Below are 16,820 nucleotides of genomic sequence, written 5' to 3' on the forward strand. Positions count from 1 at the left end.
GGGCGACAACATCAAGATGGTGGTGGACCTGATCAACCCGGTGGCGATGGACGATGGCCTGCGCTTCGCGATCCGCGAAGGCGGCCGGACCGTCGGCGCGGGCGTCGTCGCCAAGATCCTCAAGTAATTGCTAGCGCTGTTATTGCCGCGCGCTTCGCGCGCAGCACTAACTTCCGTCGTTCATCCGGCCTAGCGGCCGGATAACGCCGGAGAGGTCAAAAGAAAGTGGGGTTGCCGGGTTGCCAAGGGCAGTCCGGACCCTATAGAATGCAAGACCCTTGCGGCCAAGCCTTCTGGTTGGGTCGCGGGAACCAGCGAAAAGAGGTGCAGGACGCGCCTCGTATTCGCCAGACAGGGAGATGTCGCGCGGCAGGGCCTCGTCCGTTCCGAAAATCTTCGGAGCACCTTTGGCGGGGCCTTTCGGCGCGTTTGCAGTTTCTCAGTCTGGGCGGGCCGGGCAACCGGTCTGCCTTGATTTTTGAAGGATGTCCGGGCGCGGGTGTAGCCCCGGCAGAAGTCCCAGAAAGTGGTTCCAAGGGGTTCGGCACACCCAGAGGCCGGCCCGTCGCTCTTTTTAACGAGGAATTCCGTCATGGCGGACCAAAAGATCCGGATTCGGCTCAAAGCGTTCGATCATCGCCTGATCGACCGTTCGGCCAGCGAGATCGTTGAGACGGCCAAGCGGACCGGCGCGCAAGTGCGCGGCCCGATCCCGCTGCCGACCAAGATCGAGCGTTACACCGTTCTGACCTCGCCGCACGTCGACAAAGACGCGCGCGACCAGTACGAAACCCGCACGCACAAGCGCGTGCTCGACATCGTCGACCCCAACGACAAGACCGTGGACGCGCTGATGAAGCTCGAGCTCGCGGCTGGCGTCGACGTGCAAATCAAGTTGACCTGAGGCCCGCCACCATGACCGCGAAGAAATATTCGTTGGGCATCGTCGGCCGCAAGGCCGGCATGAGTCGGGTGTTCACCGAGGACGGCAAGTCCATCCCAGTGACCCTGATCGAAGCCACCCCGAACCGCATCACCCAGGTGAAGACGGTCGCCACCGATGGCTACAGCGCCGTGCAGGTCGCCGTCGGCACCAAGCGCGCCGTGCTGGTTACCAAGCCGGAAGCGGGACACCTCGCCAAGGCCAAGGTCGAAGCCGGCCGCGGCCTGTGGGAACTCCGCGTGGCCGACGACAAGATCGGCGACTTCCAGGTGGGCGGCGAAATCAAGGCCGACATCTTCGAAGTCGGACAGATCGTCGACGTCCAGGGCATCACCAAGGGCAAGGGCTTCCAGGGCACGATCAAGCGCTGGAACTTCCGCATGGGCGACGCCACCCACGGTAACTCGCTGTCGCATCGCTCGCCGGGTTCGATCGGCCAGCGCCAGACGCCGGGTCGCGTGTTCCCGGGCAAGAAGATGTCCGGCCACATGGGTTCCGAGCAGCAGACGACGCAGAACCTGCGCGTGGTCAAGGTCGACGCCGAGCGCGGCCTGATCGCCGTGCGCGGTGCCGTGCCGGGCGCTCCGGGCGGCGACGTGATCGTGCGTCCGACGAGCAAGGGAGTTTGACGATGGAACTTGCCATCAACAACAGCAAGAACACCGTGTCGGTTTCCGACGCCGTGTTCGGTCGCGAGTTCAGTGAAGACCTGGTCCACCAGGTCGTCGTTGCCTACCGCAACGCGGGTCGCGCCGGCACCAAGGCGCAGAAGACGCGTTCGGAAGTCAACGGCACGACCAAGAAGTCGAAGAAGCAGAAGGGCGGCGGTGCGCGTCACGGCGCGCTGACGGCTCCGATCTTTGTCGGCGGCGGCGTGACCTTCGCGGCCAAGCCGCGCAGCTTCGCGCAGAAGGTCAATCGCAAGATGTACCGCGCCGCGATGGCCGCGATCCTGTCGGAGCTCAACCGCCAGGGCCGCATCCTGGTCGTCGAGTCGTTCGACATCGACGCGCCGAAGACCAAGGGTTTGATCGCCAAGCTCAAGGGCCTCGAAGTCGGTCGGCGTCCGCTGATCGTCACCGAAGAGGCGTCCGAGTCCCTGTACCTGTCCGCGCGCAACCTGCCGTACGTCGAAGTGCGTGACGTGCAGGGTCTCGATCCGGTCGCCCTGGTCGGCGCCGACACGGTCGTGATGACGTCCGATGCGGTCAAGAAGATCGAGGAGTGGCTGGCATGAACACCGCCAAGCTCTATGAAGTGATCCGTGCGCCGCGCGTGTCTGAAAAGACCGCGCGCCTGCAGGAAGTTTCCAACCAATACGTCTTCGAAGTCGCGAAGGACGCCACCAAGGCGGACATCAAGATCGCGGTCGAGAAGATCTTCGACGTCAAGGTCGAGTCGGTCAACGTGCTGAACGTCAAGGGCAAGAACAAGTCCTTCAAGTTCCGCCAAGGCCGTCGCGGTGACTGGCGCAAGGCGTACGTGAAGCTGGCCGAAGGCCAGTCGATCGACGTGATGATGGCCAAGGCCTGAGGACTAGACCCATGGCATTGATGACTTTCAAACCCACCTCGCCCGGTCGCCGTTCGGCGGTCCGCGTCGTGACGCCGGACCTGCACAAGGGTGCGCCGCACGCTGCATTGGTCGAGTCGCAGAGCAAGACCGGCGGTCGTAACCACCACGGTCGCATCACCACCCGTCATATCGGTGGTGGTCACAAGCAGCATTACCGCATCATCGATTTCAAGCGCGACAAGGAAGGCATTCCGGCGCGCGTGGAACGGATCGAATATGACCCGAACCGCACCGCGCACATCGCGCTGCTGTGCTACGTCGATGGCGAACGCCGCTACATCATCGCGCCGAAGGGCCTGAAGGCCGGTGATCAGGTGATCGCTGGTAGCAGCGCTCCGATCAAGACCGGCAACACCCTGCCGCTGCGCAACATCCCGGTCGGTGCCACCGTGCACTGCATCGAGATGAAGCCGGGCAAGGGCGCGCAGATCGCGCGTGCCGCCGGTGCCGGCGTGCAGCTGGTCGCCCGCGAAGGCGTCTACGCCACGCTGCGTTTGCGTTCCGGCGAAATGCGTCGCGTGCCGGCCGAGTGCCGCGCCACGATCGGTGAAGTCGGTAACGTCGAGCACAACCTCGAGAAGCTCGGCAAGGCCGGTGCGCAGCGCTGGCGCGGCGTCAAGCCGACCGTCCGCGGCGCGGCCATGAACCCGGTCGACCACCCGCACGGCGGTGGTGAGGCCAAGGCGGGCCAGGGTAATCCGCATCCGGTCACCCCATGGGGCGTGCCGACCAAGGGTTACAAGACCCGCAAGAACAAGCGCACCTCGCAGTTCATCGTGCGCGATCGTAGGAGCTAATCGGCCATGGCACGTTCCCTGAAGAAAGGCCCGTTCGTCGACCACCACCTGATGAAGAAGGTGGAGACCGCGGGTAGCAACAAGAAGCCGATCAAGACCTGGTCGCGTCGTTCGATGATCCTGCCGGAAATGGTCGGCTTCACGCTGGCCATCCACAACGGCAAGAACCACATCCCGGTGTTGGTCAACGAGAACATGGTTGGCCACAAGCTCGGCGAGTTCGCCCTGACCCGTACGTTCAAGGGTCACGGCGGCGACAAGAAGTCCGGGAAGTAAGGAGATGACCATGGAAGCGAAAGCCATCCTGCGCAGCGCGCGCATCTCCGCCCAGAAAGCCCGCCTGGTCGCCGACCAGGTGCGTGGGCTGTCGGCCGAACGCGCCGTCAACCTGCTGAAGTTCTCGGACAAGAAAGCCGCCGCCATGATCCGCAAGGTCGTGGAGTCGGCGATCGCCAATGCCGAGAACAACCAGGGCGCCGACGTCGACGAACTCAAGGTCAAGACCATCACTGTCGACGAAGGTCCGTCGCTCAAGCGCTTCATGGCGCGGGCGAAAGGCCGCGGCACCCGCATCCTCAAGCGCACCAGCCACATCACTGTGGTTGTTGGTGCCGGCAAGTAAGGCGCACAGACTATGGGTCATAAAGTACATCCGACCGGTATCCGCCTTGGTATCTCCAAGGACTGGAACTCCAAGTGGTACGCCGGCAAGAAGCACTTCGCCGACTACCTGGCCGCCGACCTCAAGGTCCGCGAGATGCTGCGCAAGAAGCTCGCGCAGGCTGGTATCTCCAAGATCCTGATCGAGCGTCCGGCCAACAACGCACGCGTCACGATCCACACCGCCCGTCCGGGCGTGGTGATCGGCAAGCGCGGCGAGGACATCGAGAAGCTGCGTAAGGAAGTCAGCGACCTGATGGGCGTCCCGGCGCACATCAACGTCACCGAAGTCCGCAAGCCGGAACTCGACGCGCAGCTGGTCGCCGAATCGATCGCGCAGCAGCTCGAGCGCCGCATCATGTTCCGCCGCGCGATGAAGCGTGCGGTCGGCAACTCGATGCGCCTCGGCGCGCTGGGCATCAAGGTCAACGTCGCCGGCCGCTTGAACGGTGCGGAAATCGCGCGTTCGGAGTGGTACCGCGAAGGTCGCGTGCCGCTGCATACGCTGCGCGCCGACATCGACTACGGCTTTGCCGAGGCGAAGACCACCTACGGCATCATCGGCATCAAAGTGTGGGTCTACAAAGGCGAGATCTTCGATTTCAGCCAGGTCGGCCAGGAAAAGCAGGACGACACGCCGCGTAGCGATCGTGGTGATCGCGGCGACCGTCCGCGTCCGCCCCGTCCCCCACGTGAGGCGAGGGACTAATCATGTTGCAACCCAAGCGAACCAAATATCGCAAGATGCACAAGGGCCGTAACGACAGCCTGGCTTGGAGCGGCAACGCTGTGAGCTTCGGCGAGTTCGGCCTGAAGTCGACCGCGTTCGGTCAGCTGACCGCACGCCAGATCGAGGCCGCGCGTCGTTCCATCAGCCGCTACGTCAAACGCGGCGGCAAGATGTGGATCCGCGTGTTCCCCGACAAGCCGATCACCAAGAAGCCGATCGAAGTCCGCATGGGCTCCGGTAAGGGCAACGTCGAGTTCTGGGTCGCGCAGATCCAGCCCGGCCGGATGATCTACGAGATCGAGGGCGTCAGCGAAGACGTCGCACGCGAGGCGTTCCGCCTGGCCGCGGCCAAGCTGTCGGTGACCACCACTTTCGTGACCCGGACGGTGCGCTGATGGAACTCAAGCAACTACGTCAGAAGTCGGCGGACGAGCTGAAGAATCACCTGGTCGACCTGCAGAAGGAGCAATTCGCGCTCCGCATGCAGAAAGCGACCGGCCAGCTCGCCAAGACCCACGAGGCCCGCCGTGTGCGCCGCGAGATCGCTCGCGTCAACATGCTGCTCGGCGCGAAGAAGTAAGGAAGGCCGCCATGACCGACAACACAACCAAGAAGCTGCACACGGTCGAAGGCCGTGTCGTCAGCAACAAGATGGACAAGACCGTCACCGTGCTCGTCGAGCGCCAGGTCAAGCACGCGCTGTACGGCAAGTACATCCGTCGCTCGACCAAGCTCCACGCCCATGACGCCGACAACGCCTGCAACGAAGGCGACGTCGTGCGCGTGGCCGAGTGCGCGCCGATGTCCAAGACCAAGAACTGGCGGGTGGTGGAAATCCTCACCCGCGCGGCCGAGTAAGGAGAGACAGCCATGATCCAGATGCAGAGCTATCTCGACGCCGCCGACAACTCGGGCGCCAAGGAACTGATGTGCATCAAGGTGCTCGGCGGTTCCAAGCGCCGTTACGCGCACATCGGCGACATCATCAAGGTGACCGTCAAGGACGCGATCCCGCGTGGCAAGGTCAAGAAGGGCGACGTCTACGACGCCGTCGTGGTCCGCACCCGCAAGGGTGTGCGCCGCGCCGACGGTTCGCTGATCCGCTTCGACGGCAACGCCGCTGTGCTGCTCAACAACAAGCATGAGCCGATCGGCACCCGCATCTTCGGGCCAGTGACCCGCGAGCTGCGTTCCGAGAAGTTCATGAAGATCGTCTCGCTCGCGCCTGAAGTGCTCTGAGCGGAGGACATAGAAATGAATCGTATTAAAAAGGGCGACCAAGTCGTCGTCATCGCCGGCAAGGACAAGGGCAAGCGTGGTGATGTGGTGCGTGTGGCCGGCGACAAGGTCGTCGTGTCCAACATCAACATCATCAAGCGCCACACCAAGCCGAATCCGCAGGCCGGACAGCCGGGCGGCGTGATCGAGCGCGAAGCGCCGATCCATGTTTCGAACGTGATGCTGTTCAACCCTGCCTCGGGCAAGGGCGACCGCGTCGGTATCAAGGTGCTGGAGGATGGACGCAAACTGCGCGTGTTCCGCTCCAGCGGTGAGGCGATTGACGCCTGAGGAATGCTGAAATGACCACCCGGCTCGAAGAGTTCTACAAGAAAGAAGTGGTTCCGGCGCTGACTGCGAAGTTCGGCTACAAGAATCCGATGGAAGTGCCGCGCCTCGTCAAGATCACGCTGAACATGGGCGTGGGCGAAGCCGCCACCAACAAGAAGATCCTGGAAAATGCCGTTGCCGACATGACCAAGATCGCCGGCCAGAAGCCGATCGTGACCAAGAGCCGCGTGTCCGTGGCCTCGTTCAAGATCCGCGATGGTTGGCCGATCGGCGCCAAGGTGACGCTGCGCCGCGCCAAGATGTACGAGTTCTTCGATCGCCTGATCAACATCTCGCTGCCGCGCGTGCGTGACTTCCGCGGCGTGTCGGGTCGTTCGTTCGACGGTCGCGGCAACTACAACATGGGCGTGAAGGAACAGATCATCTTCCCGGAGATCGATTTCGACCAGGTCGACGCCATGCGCGGCATGGACATCGCCATCACCACCACCGCGAAGACCGACGCAGAGGCCAAGGCCCTGCTTGAAGCCTTCCGTTTCCCGTTCCGCAACTGAGTCTCGACACATGGCCAAGACCTCAATGGTGAACCGCGAGGTTAAGCGGACCAAGCTGGTGAAGCAGCACGGCGCCAAGCGCGACGCGCTGAAGAAGATCATCTCCAGCCAGACCGCTTCCTACGAAGAAAAGATGGAAGCCGTGGTCAAGCTGCAGAAGCTGCCGCGCGACTCGTCGCCGGCGCGCCAGCGCAACCGCTGCGTCCTGACCGGCCGCTCGCGCGGCGTGTACGCGAAGTTCGGCCTCGGCCGCAACAAGCTGCGCGAAGCGACCATGCGCGGCGACGTGCCGGGCCTGCGCAAGGCGAGCTGGTAATCAAGTTCCATCCGGCGCAGGCGACTGCGCCGGTCAATTCGAAATTCGCAATCCCGCGGATATCGGTGCACTCAAAGGTATTACTCAATGAGCATGACTGATCCCATCGCCGACATGCTGGTCCGCATCAAGAATGCGGCCGCGGTTGGCAAGCCGACGGTGAAGATGCCGTCGTCGAAGATCAAAGTGGCGATCGCCAAGGTCCTCCAGGACGAAGGCTACATCGCCGACGCGCGCGTGACCCCGAACGGCGCCAAGGCCGAGCTCGAGCTCGTGCTGAAGTATTTCGAAGGCAAGCCGGTGATCGAGAAGCTGCAGCGCGTCTCGCGCTCGGGTCTCCGTCAGTACCGCGGCAAGGATGCGATCCCGAAGGTCCTCGGCGGCCTCGGCATCGCGATCATTTCCACCTCGAAGGGCATCATGACCGACACGCAGGCGCGCCAGCAGGGCGTCGGCGGTGAAGTCCTGTGCATCGTGGCTTAAGGGAGAACCCGACATGTCCCGCGTAGCCAAGAAGCCAGTCGCCCTCGCCAAGGGCGTCGAACTGAACATCCAGGCAGACAGCATCAGCGCCAAGGGCCCGAAGGGCACCCTGTCGATCGCCAAGCCGGCCGGTATCGAGCTGAAGGTCGAAGACGGCCACGCCGTGTTCTCGACCGAGAATGCCGAACTGGTCCCGCTGACCGGCACCTTGCGCGCCATCCTCGCCAACATGGTGAAGGGCGTCTCCGAAGGTTTCGAGCGCAAGCTCGAGCTGGTCGGCGTCGGTTACCGTGCCGCGATGCAGGGCAAGGACCTGAACCTGTCGCTCGGGTTCTCGCACCCGGTGCTGTTCAAGACCCCGGAAGGCATCACCATCGCGACCCCGACCCAGACCGAGATCCTCGTGTCCGGTTCGGACAAGCAGCGCGTCGGTGAAGTCGCCGCCAAGATTCGCGGTTTCCGTCCGCCGGAGCCCTACAAGGGCAAGGGCGTGAAGTACGCCGGCGAAGTCATCATCCGCAAGGAAGCCAAGAAGGCGTGATCCTGAAAAGGAACTCACTGCGCTTTCAGCTTTCGGAGATCAGAACATGAGCATCGACAAAAACATTGCCCGCCTGCGTCGCGCCAAGTCGACCCGTGCACACATCCGCAACCTCGGTGTGCCGCGCCTGACCGTGCTCCGCACCGGCCAGCATCTGTACGCGCAGCTGTTCAGCGCCGACGGTTCCAAGGTGTTGGCTGCGGCTTCCACCGTGCAGGCCGACGTCAAGGAAGGCCTGAAGAACGGCAAGAACAGCGAAGCCGCCGCCAAGGTCGGTCGCGCCATCGCCGAGAAGGCCAAGGCTGCGGGCGTCGAGAAGGTCGCGTTCGACCGCTCGGGCTACCGCTACCACGGCCGCATCAAGGTGCTCGCCGACGCTGCCCGCGAAGGCGGCCTGCAGTTCTAAGTACGCGTTATCCGTGCGGTTTGCGCCGCCGGATAACTCCCGCCGTTGATCCCGCCCGTTGGGCGGGATAACGCCGGGGGAGTTGAATGCAGGAGGTCTCGGCCTCATGCAGTTTTACCTGCCGATGTGGGCTGCATCGGGCGCGTGGATGGATTGCCATTCCCGTGAAGCATCCGAAACACACCACAACTCTAAGCGGCCAAGCCGCAAATTCCTTAACCACCGAGATAGACAAATGGCTGAAGAACAACGGGCACCGCGGGGCCGCGATCGCGATCGCAACCGCGAAGAAATGGATGACGGGATGATCGAGAAGCTCATCGCGGTCAACCGCGTGAGCAAAACCGTCAAGGGCGGTCGTCAATTCACCTTCACCGCACTGACGGTGGTGGGCGACGGCGCCGGCAAGGTCGGCTTTGGCTACGGCAAGGCGCGCGAAGTGCCGGTCGCGATCCAGAAGTCGATGGAATACGCACGCAAGAAGATGGCCAATGTCGATCTGAACGGCGGCACCTTGTGGCACGCGGTCAAGTCCGGCCACGGCGCGGCGCATGTGTACATGCAGCCGGCGTCCGAAGGTACCGGCGTGATCGCCGGCGGCGCGATGCGCGCCGTGCTGGAAGCGGTCGGCGTCAAGAACGTGTTGGCCAAGGCCACCGGTTCACGCAATCCGATCAACCTGGTCCGCGCCACGCTGAAGGGCCTGAGCGAGATGCATTCGCCGGCCAAGATCGCGGCCAAGCGCGGCAAGAAGGTGGAGGACCTGCACCATGGCTAAGAAAGAAACCACTGGCGGCACCGTCAAGGTGCGCCTGGTCAAGGGCCTGCGCGGCACGCAGTCGCGTCACCGCCTGTCGGTGAAGGCGCTCGGCCTGAACAAGCTCAACTCCGTGCGTGAACTGAAGGACAGCCCGCAGGTCCGCGGCCTGATCAACCAGCTGCATTACCTCGTCAAAGTCGAGGAGTAATCCATGAAGCTCAATACACTCAAGCCCGCCGACGGCGCCCGCCAGGAGCGCAAGCGCGTCGGTCGTGGTATCGGTTCCGGCCTCGGCAAGACCGCCGGCCGCGGCCACAAGGGTTCGTTCGCGCGTAGCGGCAAGGGCAAGATCAAGGCCGGCTTCGAAGGCGGCCAGATGCCGATGCAGCGTCGCCTGCCGAAGATCGGCTTCCGTTCGAAGCTGCTCAAGGACACGGCCGAAGTGCTGCTGTACGCACTGGACAAGCTGGAAGCCGGTGAGATCGATCTGGCCGCCCTGAAGGCCGCCAAGCTCGTTCCGCCGAACACCAAGCAGGCCAAGATCGTGAAGAAGGGCGAGCTGACCAAGAAGTTCGTGCTGAAGGGCTTGCTGGCCACCGCTGGTGCCAAGACTGCGATCGAAGCAGCTGGTGGCCAACTCGTCGCAGCAGCGGAGTAACGACGCATGGCGCGAGGCGGCAACGCTGGCAATCTGGGTGGCGGACTCGGCAAGTTTACCGAGCTCCGTCAGCGCCTGATGTTCGTGCTCGGTGCGCTGATCGTCTATCGCATCGGCTGCTTCATCCCGGTGCCGGGCGTGAACCCGGAGGCGATGCTGCAGCTGATGCAGTCGCAGGAAGGCACCATCGTCGACATGTTCAACATGTTCTCCGGTGGTGCACTCTCGCGCTTCAGCCTGTTCGCGCTCAACGTTGTGCCTTACATCTCGGCGTCGATCATCGTCCAGTTGATGACGCAGATCCTGCCGAGCTGGAAAGCGATGTCGAAGGAAGGCGAGTCCGGTCGCCGCAAGATCACCCAGTACTCGCGCATGGGCGCGGTCGGGCTGGCGATCTTCCAGGCCGCCGGCATCGCGATCGCGCTGCAGGGTTCGGGTGCGCAGAACGGAATCCCGGTCGTCTATAACCCCGGTCCGGGCTTCGTCCTGACCGCAGTGGTTGCGCTGACCGCCGGCACCATGTTCCTGATGTGGCTGGGCGAGCAGGTGACCGAGCGCGGCATCGGCAACGGTGTGTCGCTGATCATCTTCGCCGGCATCGTCGCCGGTCTCCCGGGCGCGGTCCTGAGCACGCTGGAACAGGCGCGCAATGGCGACATGAGCCCGCTGACGGTGATCGCCATCCTGCTGATCGTGATCGCATTCACCTTCTTCGTGGTGTTTGTCGAGCGCGGCCAGCGCCGGGTCACGGTCAACTACGCGCGTCGCCAGGGCGGTCGCAGCGCGTACATGAACCAGACCTCGTTCCTGCCGCTCAAGCTCAACATGTCGGGCGTGATCCCGCCGATCTTCGCATCGAGCCTGATCATGTTCCCGGCGACGGCCTCGACCTGGTTCGGCCAGGGGAGTTCGGCCAACTGGCTGCAGAAGGCCGCGCAGGCACTGTCGCCGGGCGAGCCGCTGTACATGATTTTGTTCGCCGGGTTGATTATTGGTTTTGCGTTCTTCTACACCGCGCTGGTGTTCAATTCGCAGGAAACCGCCGACAACCTGAAGAAGTCGGGCGCGCTGATCCCGGGCATCCGTCCGGGCAAGGCCACCGCCGATTACATCGACGGCGTGCTGACGCGATTGACCGCGGCCGGCGCTGCCTACTTGGTGCTGGTCTGTCTGCTGCCGACATTCATGCAGACCGAGCTGGGTACTTCGTTCTATTTCGGCGGCACCTCGCTGCTGATCGTGGTCGTGGTGGTGATGGACTTCATTGCGCAGATCCAGGCGCACCTGATGTCGCACCAGTACGAAAGCCTGTTGAAGAAGGCAAATCTGAAGGGCGGTTCGCGGGGTCTTTCCCGCTAAGCCGACAAGAAGGGCGGCTCGCGCGGCGGTCTCGCGCGCGAGTGGGTCCAGGCCAGTTCCCGCGCCGGAGTAGCGCGGGGCGGCGGCAGGTCCGATCCGGGCCTCCGCCAGCCAGGTCCCGTCGCCGGAGCATGGGCACACTCCCCATGCCGTGGTTTCGGACGTTTCGGCGTCCGGGGCTTCTAAGTAACCCGAGACCCTGCTAGAATTTCGAGTTCACTCCGCCGGACTGATCCTCCGGCCGCCAAACAGTTTGGAGAATCGCGTTATGGCGCGTATCGCTGGCGTCAACCTGCCTGCCCAGAAGCACGTCTGGGTCGGGTTGCAAAGTATTTACGGCATCGGCCGTACCCGTTCGAAAAAGGTCTGCGAAACGGCCGGCGTCAAGCTGTCCACCAAGATTCGTGACCTGTCCGAGCCGGAAGTCGAGCGCCTGCGCGCTGAAGTCGGCAAGTTCGTGGTTGAGGGCGACCTCCGCCGTGAAGTCGGCATCGCCATCAAGCGCCTCATGGACCTGGCCTGCTATCGCGGCCTGCGTCACCGTCGCGGCTTGCCGCTGCGCGGCCAGCGGACGCGCACCAATGCGCGCACCCGTAAAGGCCCGCGCAAGGCCATCAAGAAGTAAGGAACCCACATCATGGCCAAGCCGGCAGCTGCCGCAAAAACGAAGAAGAAGATCAAGCGAGTCGTCACCGACGGCATCGCCCACGTCCACGCTTCGTTCAACAACACCATCGTCACCATCACCGACCGCCAGGGCAACGCGCTCTCGTGGGCGACTTCGGGCGGAGCGGGTTTCCGCGGTTCGCGCAAGTCGACCCCGTTCGCCGCGCAGGTCGCCGCCGAGAAGGCGGGCCGCGCCGCGCTGGATTACGGCGTGAAGTCGCTGGAAGTGCGCATCAAGGGCCCAGGCCCGGGACGCGAGTCGGCCGTGCGTTCGTTGAACAACGTCGGCTACAAGATCATCAACATCATCGACGTGACGCCCATCCCGCACAACGGATGCCGTCCGCCGAAGAAGCGTCGCGTCTAAGGGAGCTGACGAACAATGGCTCGTTATATCGGTCCCACCTGTAAGCTCGCCCGCCGCGAAGGCGCCGACCTGTCGCTCAAGTCGCCGGCGCGCGCGCTCGATTCGAAGTGCAAGCTGGAGCAGAAGCCCGGCCAGCACGGCGCCACTGCCCGCAAGGGCAAGCTGTCCGACTACGCCACCCAGCTGCGTGAAAAGCAGAAGGTCAAGCGCATCTACGGCCTGCTGGAGCGTCAGTTCCGCAATTACTACAAGAAGGCTTCGACCAAGAAGGGCAACACCGGCGAGAACCTACTGCAGCTCCTGGAGACGCGTCTCGACAACGTCGTCTACCGCATGGGCTTCGCGGTCACCCGTCCGGCGGCGCGCCAGCTGGTCTCGCACCGTGGCGTCACCGTCAACGGCAAGCCGGTCAACCTGCCGTCCTACGCCGTGAAGGCGGGCGATGCGATCGCGCTGTCCGAGCGCGCGCAGAAGCAGCTCCGTGTGCAGGAGTCGTTGAACGTCTCCTCGCAGATGGACCTGTCGCCGTCGTGGGTCGAAGTCGACTCGAAGAAGTTCGCAGGCGTCTTCAAGGCCGTGCCGGATCGCGCTGATCTGCCGGCCGACATCAACGAAGCCCTGATCGTCGAGTTGTACTCGAAGTAATCCATTTGTTCTTGAACCTCCGCCCCCGTGGAGGTTCGCAGGGAGACACCACGAAATGACGGTTACCGCCAACCAAGTACTGCGCCCGCGCGGTCCTCAGATCGAACGCCTCGCCGACAACCGCGCGAAGGTCGTGATCGAGCCGCTGGAGCGTGGCTACGGCCACACCCTCGGCAATGCGCTGCGTCGCGTGCTGCTGTCCTCGATCCCCGGCTTCGCGATCACGGAAGTCGAGATCGACGGTGTACTCCACGAGTACACCACGGTCGAAGGCCTGCAGGAAGACGTGCTCGAGGTGCTGTTGAACCTCAAGGACGTCGCCATCCGCATGCACACCGGTGATGCCTCTACCTTGAGCCTGTCCAAGCAGGGCCCGGGCGTGGTCACCGCCGGCGACATCAAGACCGACCACAACGTCGAGATCCTGAATCCGGAGCACGTGATCGCGCACCTGACCAAGGACACCGCGCTCAACATGCGTCTGAAGATCGAGCGTGGTTTCGGCTACCAGCCGGCCGCTGCGCGTCGTCGTCCGGATGAAGAAACCCGCGCGATCGGTCGCCTGATGCTGGATGCCTCGTTCTCGCCGGTCCGCCGCGTTGCCTACGCCGTGGAAGCCGCGCGCGTCGAACAGCGCACCGACCTCGACAAGCTTGTGCTCGATATCGAAACCAATGGCACGATCGACGCGGAGGAAGCCGTGCGCACCGCCGCCGACATCCTCAGCGACCAGCTGTCGGTGTTCGGCGATTTCACCCACCGCGACCGCGGTGCGGCGAAGCCGGCTGCCAGCGGCGTGGATCCGGTGCTGCTGCGCCCGATCGACGACCTCGAGCTGACCGTGCGTTCTGCCAACTGCCTCAAGGCCGAGAGCATCTATTACATCGGCGATCTGATCCAGAAGACCGAAGTCGAGTTGCTGAAGACGCCGAACCTCGGCAAGAAGTCGCTCACCGAGATTAAGGAAGTGCTGGCACAGCGCGGCCTGTCGCTCGGCATGAAGCTCGAAAACTGGCCGCCGGCGGGCATCGCCTCGCACGGGATGATGGGCTGACGAAACAAAGTCGATCCTGCCAATGCGGGATCGATGCAAGGCAACACGATGCCGACAGGCCCCAAGGCCTGCGGCACGCCGCCCAGGGAGGGTCGGCAAGGGCCAACCGCAGTCCGATGTTCCAACGCCAGGATGGCGACAGCGAAATCCAACAGTAAAAACATTCATCAGGAATCCAAGCCATGCGCCACCAGAAATCCGGACGCAAATTCAGCCGCACCAGCTCGCATCGCCAGGCGATGTTCGAGAACATGGCCGCATCGCTGATCAAACACGAACTGATCCGCACCACGTTGCCGAAGGCGAAAGAGCTGCGCCGCGTCGCGGAGCCGCTCATCACGCTGGCCAAGGTTGATGGCGTCGCCAATCGCCGCCTCGCCTTCGCGCGCCTGCGCGACAAGGAAGCCGTCGGCACGCTGTTCACCAAGCTCGGCCCGCGTTATGCCGCTCGCCCGGGCGGCTACCTGCGCATCCTCAAGTGCGGCTTCCGCGCCGGCGACAACGCACCGATGGCGTACGTCGAGCTGGTCGATCGCCCGGACGTCGAGGCAGTCGACGCCGAGTAATCGGCAGCGCCAGCAGTCAACGAGCAAGCAGCTAACGAAACCCCGGCCACGTGTCGGGGTTTTTGTTTGTGCGGCATTCGCCCAGTACGCACTTCCCAATGTGCGTCGCGCGATCTATCTTCTGGCCATGAACCTCAATCCTTTTCGATGGCCATTCCGCGCCCAGTTCCTGCTTGGCTTCGCACTCTGCGCGGCCATGATCGGTTTTGCGTACTACACGCAGTACCGCGACGTGAATCCGCTGAACCCGTGTCCGCTATGCATTTTCCAGCGCATCGCGTTTGCAGTACTTGCGGTCGTGTTTTTGATCGGCGGCCTGCATGCGCCGCGCGGTGTTGGGGGACGGCGCGCCTATGGCGTGTTGGCGTTGATCGCCGCCGCGGCCGGCATCGGAATCGCTGGTCGCCATGTCTGGCTGACGTATTTGCCTGCCGACCAGGTGCCGTCATGCGGGCCGCCACTCGAATTCATGATGGAAGCCAATCCATTCACCGACGTGATCCGCAAAGTACTGACCGGCTCTGGCGAATGCGCCAAGGTCGACTGGTATCTGCTGGGCTTGTCGATGCCGGAGTGGAGTCTGTTGTGGTTCTGCGCGCTGGCGTTGTGGGCGGGCTACACAGCGTTCCGTCAGCGCTGAATGGCGTGAATCACGGTTGCCGCTGCAACCGTTGCGGGGCGGGCTTTTCAGGCGGATGATGGCTTTCCGCAGTGCAACAAGTCCGTTCCGAGCAGTCTCATGTCCAGCTCTCCCAGTCCCGACCACCTCCGCGCCGTGAATCTTCCCGCCGAATGGGCTCCCGCCAGTTGGCGCCAGCGCACTGCGCTGCAGTTGCCGACTTATCCGGACGCGGCCGCACTCGAGTCGACGTTGCAGGAACTGCATGCGCTGCCGCCGCTGGTGACTTCGTGGGAAATCCTCGCGCTGAAGAAGCAGATCGCCGATGCGCAGGAAGGCAAGCGTTTCATCCTGCAGGGCGGTGATTGCGCGGAGACGTTCGATGGTTGCACGTCGGAAGTGATCTCGAACCGGCTCAAGGTGCTGCTGCAGATGAGCCTGGTGCTGGTGCATGGCTTGCGCTTGCCGGTGGTGCGCATCGGCCGCTTCGCCGGCCAGTACGCCAAGCCGCGTTCGGCCGACACCGAAACCAAGGGCGACGTGACCCTGCCGAGCTATCGCGGCGACATCGTCAACGGACCGGAGTTCACGGTCGAAGCACGCACGCCGGATCCGCGCCGGATGATCAAGGCGCACGCACGGTCGGCGATGACGATGAATTTCGTGCGTTCGTTGATCGATGGCGGTTTCGCCGACCTGCACCATCCCGAATACTGGAACCTCAGCTGGGTCGGCCACTCGCCATTGGCCGACGAATACCGGCACATGGTCGAAGGCATCGGCGATGCCGTGCGCTTCATGGAGACCTTGTCCGGCAGCGAAGTGCACAACCTCAACCGCGTCGACTTTTACACCTCGCACGAAGCACTGCTGCTGCCATACGAGGAAGGGCAGACCCGCGAAGTTCCGCGGCAGTGGGGTTGGTTCAACCTCAGCACGCATTTCCCGTGGATCGGCATGCGCACCGCGCAGTTGGACGGCGCGCACGTCGAATACTTCCGCGGCATCCGCAACCCGATCGGGCTGAAGGTCGGCCCGTCGGTGACGCCGGACCAGCTGTTGCGCGTGATCGACGTGCTCAATCCCGACGACGAACCCGGTCGCCTCACCCTGATCCACCGCATGAGCGCGACCGGCATCGCCGACAAGTTGCCGTCATTGCTCGACGCGGTGAAGCGGGAAGGCCGGCGCGTGCTGTGGATCTGCGATCCGATGCACGGCAACACCGAAAGCACCAGCAACGGTTACAAGACGCGCCGTTTCCGCAACATCCGCAGCGAACTCGAGCAGGCGTTCGACCTGCACGCCGCGGCCGGCACGCGCCTCGGTGGCGTGCACCTGGAGCTGACGGGCGAGGATGTCACCGAGTGCCTCGGCGGCGCGCGCGAACTGACCGAGAGCGATCTCGAACGAGCCTACCTTTCCACCGTCGACCCGCGCCTCAACTACGAGCAGGCGCTGGAGATCGCGATGCTCATCGTGCGCAAGCAATCGCAGATCGCGACGCCGGCCTGAGTCGGCGTTGCGATAGATCGGCGTTGCAGGCGTGCTA

Annotated in this window: 29 protein-coding genes and 1 pseudogene; all 30 read left to right on the plus strand. The window is 63.6% G+C overall.

What is annotated here, in order from left to right:
• Nucleotides 1–127: pseudogene (gene tuf / locus MO486_RS14905) on the plus strand (elongation factor Tu); the annotation flags it as partial.
• 465 nt (nt 128–592) lie between these two features.
• Entirely contained in the window at nt 593–904 is a 312-nt protein-coding gene (rpsJ, locus tag MO486_RS14910) for a 30S ribosomal protein S10 (protein WP_140908250.1), read from the plus strand.
• Between the two features lie 11 nt (nt 905–915).
• Entirely contained in the window at nt 916–1,572 is a 657-nt protein-coding gene (gene rplC, locus MO486_RS14915; protein ID WP_242909528.1) for a 50S ribosomal protein L3, read from the plus strand.
• Nucleotides 1,573–1,574: 2 nt separating this feature from the next.
• Complete coding sequence (gene rplD / locus MO486_RS14920; RefSeq protein ID WP_242909537.1) at nt 1,575–2,180, plus strand: 50S ribosomal protein L4; 606 nt, start codon at nt 1,575–1,577, stop codon at nt 2,178–2,180.
• Nucleotides 2,177–2,476 carry a 50S ribosomal protein L23 gene (rplW, locus tag MO486_RS14925; RefSeq protein ID WP_242909539.1) on the plus strand — a complete coding sequence of 100 codons (300 nt, stop codon included), beginning with the start codon at nt 2,177–2,179 and terminating at the stop codon, nt 2,474–2,476. Before rplD ends, rplW begins: the two co-directional genes overlap by 4 nt.
• 11 nt (nt 2,477–2,487) lie before the next feature.
• Nucleotides 2,488–3,315 carry a 50S ribosomal protein L2 gene (rplB, locus tag MO486_RS14930; protein ID WP_242909542.1) on the plus strand — a complete coding sequence of 276 codons (828 nt, stop codon included), beginning with the start codon at nt 2,488–2,490 and terminating at the stop codon, nt 3,313–3,315.
• Nucleotides 3,316–3,321: 6 nt separating this feature from the next.
• Nucleotides 3,322–3,591, plus strand: a complete 270-nt coding sequence (gene rpsS / locus MO486_RS14935) for a 30S ribosomal protein S19 (protein WP_242909544.1) — start codon at nt 3,322–3,324, stop codon at nt 3,589–3,591.
• 10 nt (nt 3,592–3,601) lie between these two features.
• Entirely contained in the window at nt 3,602–3,937 is a 336-nt protein-coding gene (gene rplV, locus MO486_RS14940) for a 50S ribosomal protein L22 (RefSeq protein ID WP_242909550.1), read from the plus strand.
• A 12-nt stretch (nt 3,938–3,949) separates the two neighbouring features.
• A complete protein-coding gene (gene rpsC, locus MO486_RS14945) occupies nt 3,950–4,684 on the plus strand; it encodes a 30S ribosomal protein S3 (RefSeq protein WP_242909556.1) in 735 nt (244 codons plus the stop codon).
• Nucleotides 4,685–4,686: 2 nt separating this feature from the next.
• Nucleotides 4,687–5,100 (plus strand): 50S ribosomal protein L16, encoded by a 414-nt coding sequence (gene rplP, locus MO486_RS14950; protein ID WP_242909562.1) that lies wholly within the window; start codon nt 4,687–4,689, stop codon nt 5,098–5,100.
• Nucleotides 5,100–5,285 carry a 50S ribosomal protein L29 gene (rpmC, locus tag MO486_RS14955; RefSeq protein WP_242909564.1) on the plus strand — a complete coding sequence of 62 codons (186 nt, stop codon included), beginning with the start codon at nt 5,100–5,102 and terminating at the stop codon, nt 5,283–5,285. Before rplP ends, rpmC begins: the two co-directional genes overlap by 1 nt.
• A gap of 11 nt (nt 5,286–5,296) precedes the next feature.
• Nucleotides 5,297–5,563, plus strand: a complete 267-nt coding sequence (rpsQ, locus tag MO486_RS14960) for a 30S ribosomal protein S17 (protein WP_242909566.1) — start codon at nt 5,297–5,299, stop codon at nt 5,561–5,563.
• A 12-nt stretch (nt 5,564–5,575) separates the two neighbouring features.
• A complete protein-coding gene (rplN, locus tag MO486_RS14965; RefSeq protein WP_036167737.1) occupies nt 5,576–5,944 on the plus strand; it encodes a 50S ribosomal protein L14 in 369 nt (122 codons plus the stop codon).
• 15 nt (nt 5,945–5,959) lie between these two features.
• Nucleotides 5,960–6,274, plus strand: coding sequence for a 50S ribosomal protein L24 (rplX, locus tag MO486_RS14970; RefSeq protein WP_242909568.1), 315 nt, complete (start codon nt 5,960–5,962; stop codon nt 6,272–6,274).
• An 11-nt stretch (nt 6,275–6,285) separates the two neighbouring features.
• The gene (gene rplE, locus MO486_RS14975) at nt 6,286–6,828 is read left to right on the plus strand and encodes a 50S ribosomal protein L5 (protein ID WP_242909570.1); all 543 of its coding nucleotides are present in this window, start codon (nt 6,286–6,288) and stop codon (nt 6,826–6,828) included.
• Between the two features lie 10 nt (nt 6,829–6,838).
• A complete protein-coding gene (rpsN, locus tag MO486_RS14980; protein ID WP_242909572.1) occupies nt 6,839–7,144 on the plus strand; it encodes a 30S ribosomal protein S14 in 306 nt (101 codons plus the stop codon).
• An 87-nt stretch (nt 7,145–7,231) separates the two neighbouring features.
• On the plus strand, nt 7,232–7,627 hold the full coding sequence (rpsH, locus tag MO486_RS14985; protein WP_242909581.1) for a 30S ribosomal protein S8: 396 nt from the start codon (nt 7,232–7,234) through the stop codon (nt 7,625–7,627).
• 13 nt (nt 7,628–7,640) lie between these two features.
• The gene (rplF, locus tag MO486_RS14990; protein WP_242909583.1) at nt 7,641–8,168 is read left to right on the plus strand and encodes a 50S ribosomal protein L6; all 528 of its coding nucleotides are present in this window, start codon (nt 7,641–7,643) and stop codon (nt 8,166–8,168) included.
• A gap of 46 nt (nt 8,169–8,214) precedes the next feature.
• Complete coding sequence (gene rplR, locus MO486_RS14995) at nt 8,215–8,574, plus strand: 50S ribosomal protein L18 (protein WP_242909585.1); 360 nt, start codon at nt 8,215–8,217, stop codon at nt 8,572–8,574.
• A 235-nt stretch (nt 8,575–8,809) separates the two neighbouring features.
• Nucleotides 8,810–9,352 carry a 30S ribosomal protein S5 gene (gene rpsE / locus MO486_RS15000; protein ID WP_242909587.1) on the plus strand — a complete coding sequence of 181 codons (543 nt, stop codon included), beginning with the start codon at nt 8,810–8,812 and terminating at the stop codon, nt 9,350–9,352.
• Nucleotides 9,345–9,542, plus strand: a complete 198-nt coding sequence (rpmD, locus tag MO486_RS15005) for a 50S ribosomal protein L30 (RefSeq protein ID WP_242909589.1) — start codon at nt 9,345–9,347, stop codon at nt 9,540–9,542. The genes rpsE and rpmD overlap by 8 nt, the downstream gene beginning before the upstream one ends.
• A 3-nt stretch (nt 9,543–9,545) precedes the next feature.
• A complete protein-coding gene (gene rplO, locus MO486_RS15010) occupies nt 9,546–9,992 on the plus strand; it encodes a 50S ribosomal protein L15 (protein ID WP_242909591.1) in 447 nt (148 codons plus the stop codon).
• A gap of 6 nt (nt 9,993–9,998) precedes the next feature.
• Nucleotides 9,999–11,351 carry a preprotein translocase subunit SecY gene (gene secY / locus MO486_RS15015; protein WP_242909594.1) on the plus strand — a complete coding sequence of 451 codons (1,353 nt, stop codon included), beginning with the start codon at nt 9,999–10,001 and terminating at the stop codon, nt 11,349–11,351.
• Between the two features lie 268 nt (nt 11,352–11,619).
• A complete protein-coding gene (gene rpsM / locus MO486_RS15020; RefSeq protein ID WP_242909596.1) occupies nt 11,620–11,976 on the plus strand; it encodes a 30S ribosomal protein S13 in 357 nt (118 codons plus the stop codon).
• Nucleotides 11,977–11,988: 12 nt separating this feature from the next.
• Entirely contained in the window at nt 11,989–12,384 is a 396-nt protein-coding gene (gene rpsK, locus MO486_RS15025) for a 30S ribosomal protein S11 (RefSeq protein WP_137266174.1), read from the plus strand.
• Nucleotides 12,385–12,399: 15 nt separating this feature from the next.
• Nucleotides 12,400–13,029, plus strand: coding sequence for a 30S ribosomal protein S4 (gene rpsD / locus MO486_RS15030; RefSeq protein WP_242909625.1), 630 nt, complete (start codon nt 12,400–12,402; stop codon nt 13,027–13,029).
• A gap of 55 nt (nt 13,030–13,084) precedes the next feature.
• Nucleotides 13,085–14,083, plus strand: a complete 999-nt coding sequence (gene rpoA, locus MO486_RS15035; RefSeq protein WP_242909630.1) for a DNA-directed RNA polymerase subunit alpha — start codon at nt 13,085–13,087, stop codon at nt 14,081–14,083.
• 182 nt (nt 14,084–14,265) lie between these two features.
• Nucleotides 14,266–14,649, plus strand: a complete 384-nt coding sequence (rplQ, locus tag MO486_RS15040; protein WP_242909633.1) for a 50S ribosomal protein L17 — start codon at nt 14,266–14,268, stop codon at nt 14,647–14,649.
• A 127-nt stretch (nt 14,650–14,776) separates the two neighbouring features.
• The gene (locus MO486_RS15045) at nt 14,777–15,289 is read left to right on the plus strand and encodes a disulfide bond formation protein B (RefSeq protein WP_242909635.1); all 513 of its coding nucleotides are present in this window, start codon (nt 14,777–14,779) and stop codon (nt 15,287–15,289) included.
• Nucleotides 15,290–15,388: 99 nt separating this feature from the next.
• Nucleotides 15,389–16,783 carry a 3-deoxy-7-phosphoheptulonate synthase class II gene (locus MO486_RS15050; protein ID WP_242909637.1) on the plus strand — a complete coding sequence of 465 codons (1,395 nt, stop codon included), beginning with the start codon at nt 15,389–15,391 and terminating at the stop codon, nt 16,781–16,783.
• The last annotated feature ends 37 nt before the right edge of the window (nt 16,784–16,820 follow it).

This window comes from Lysobacter sp. CFH 32150, assembly GCF_022758295.1.
Lineage (GTDB): Bacteria > Pseudomonadota > Gammaproteobacteria > Xanthomonadales > Xanthomonadaceae > CFH-32150.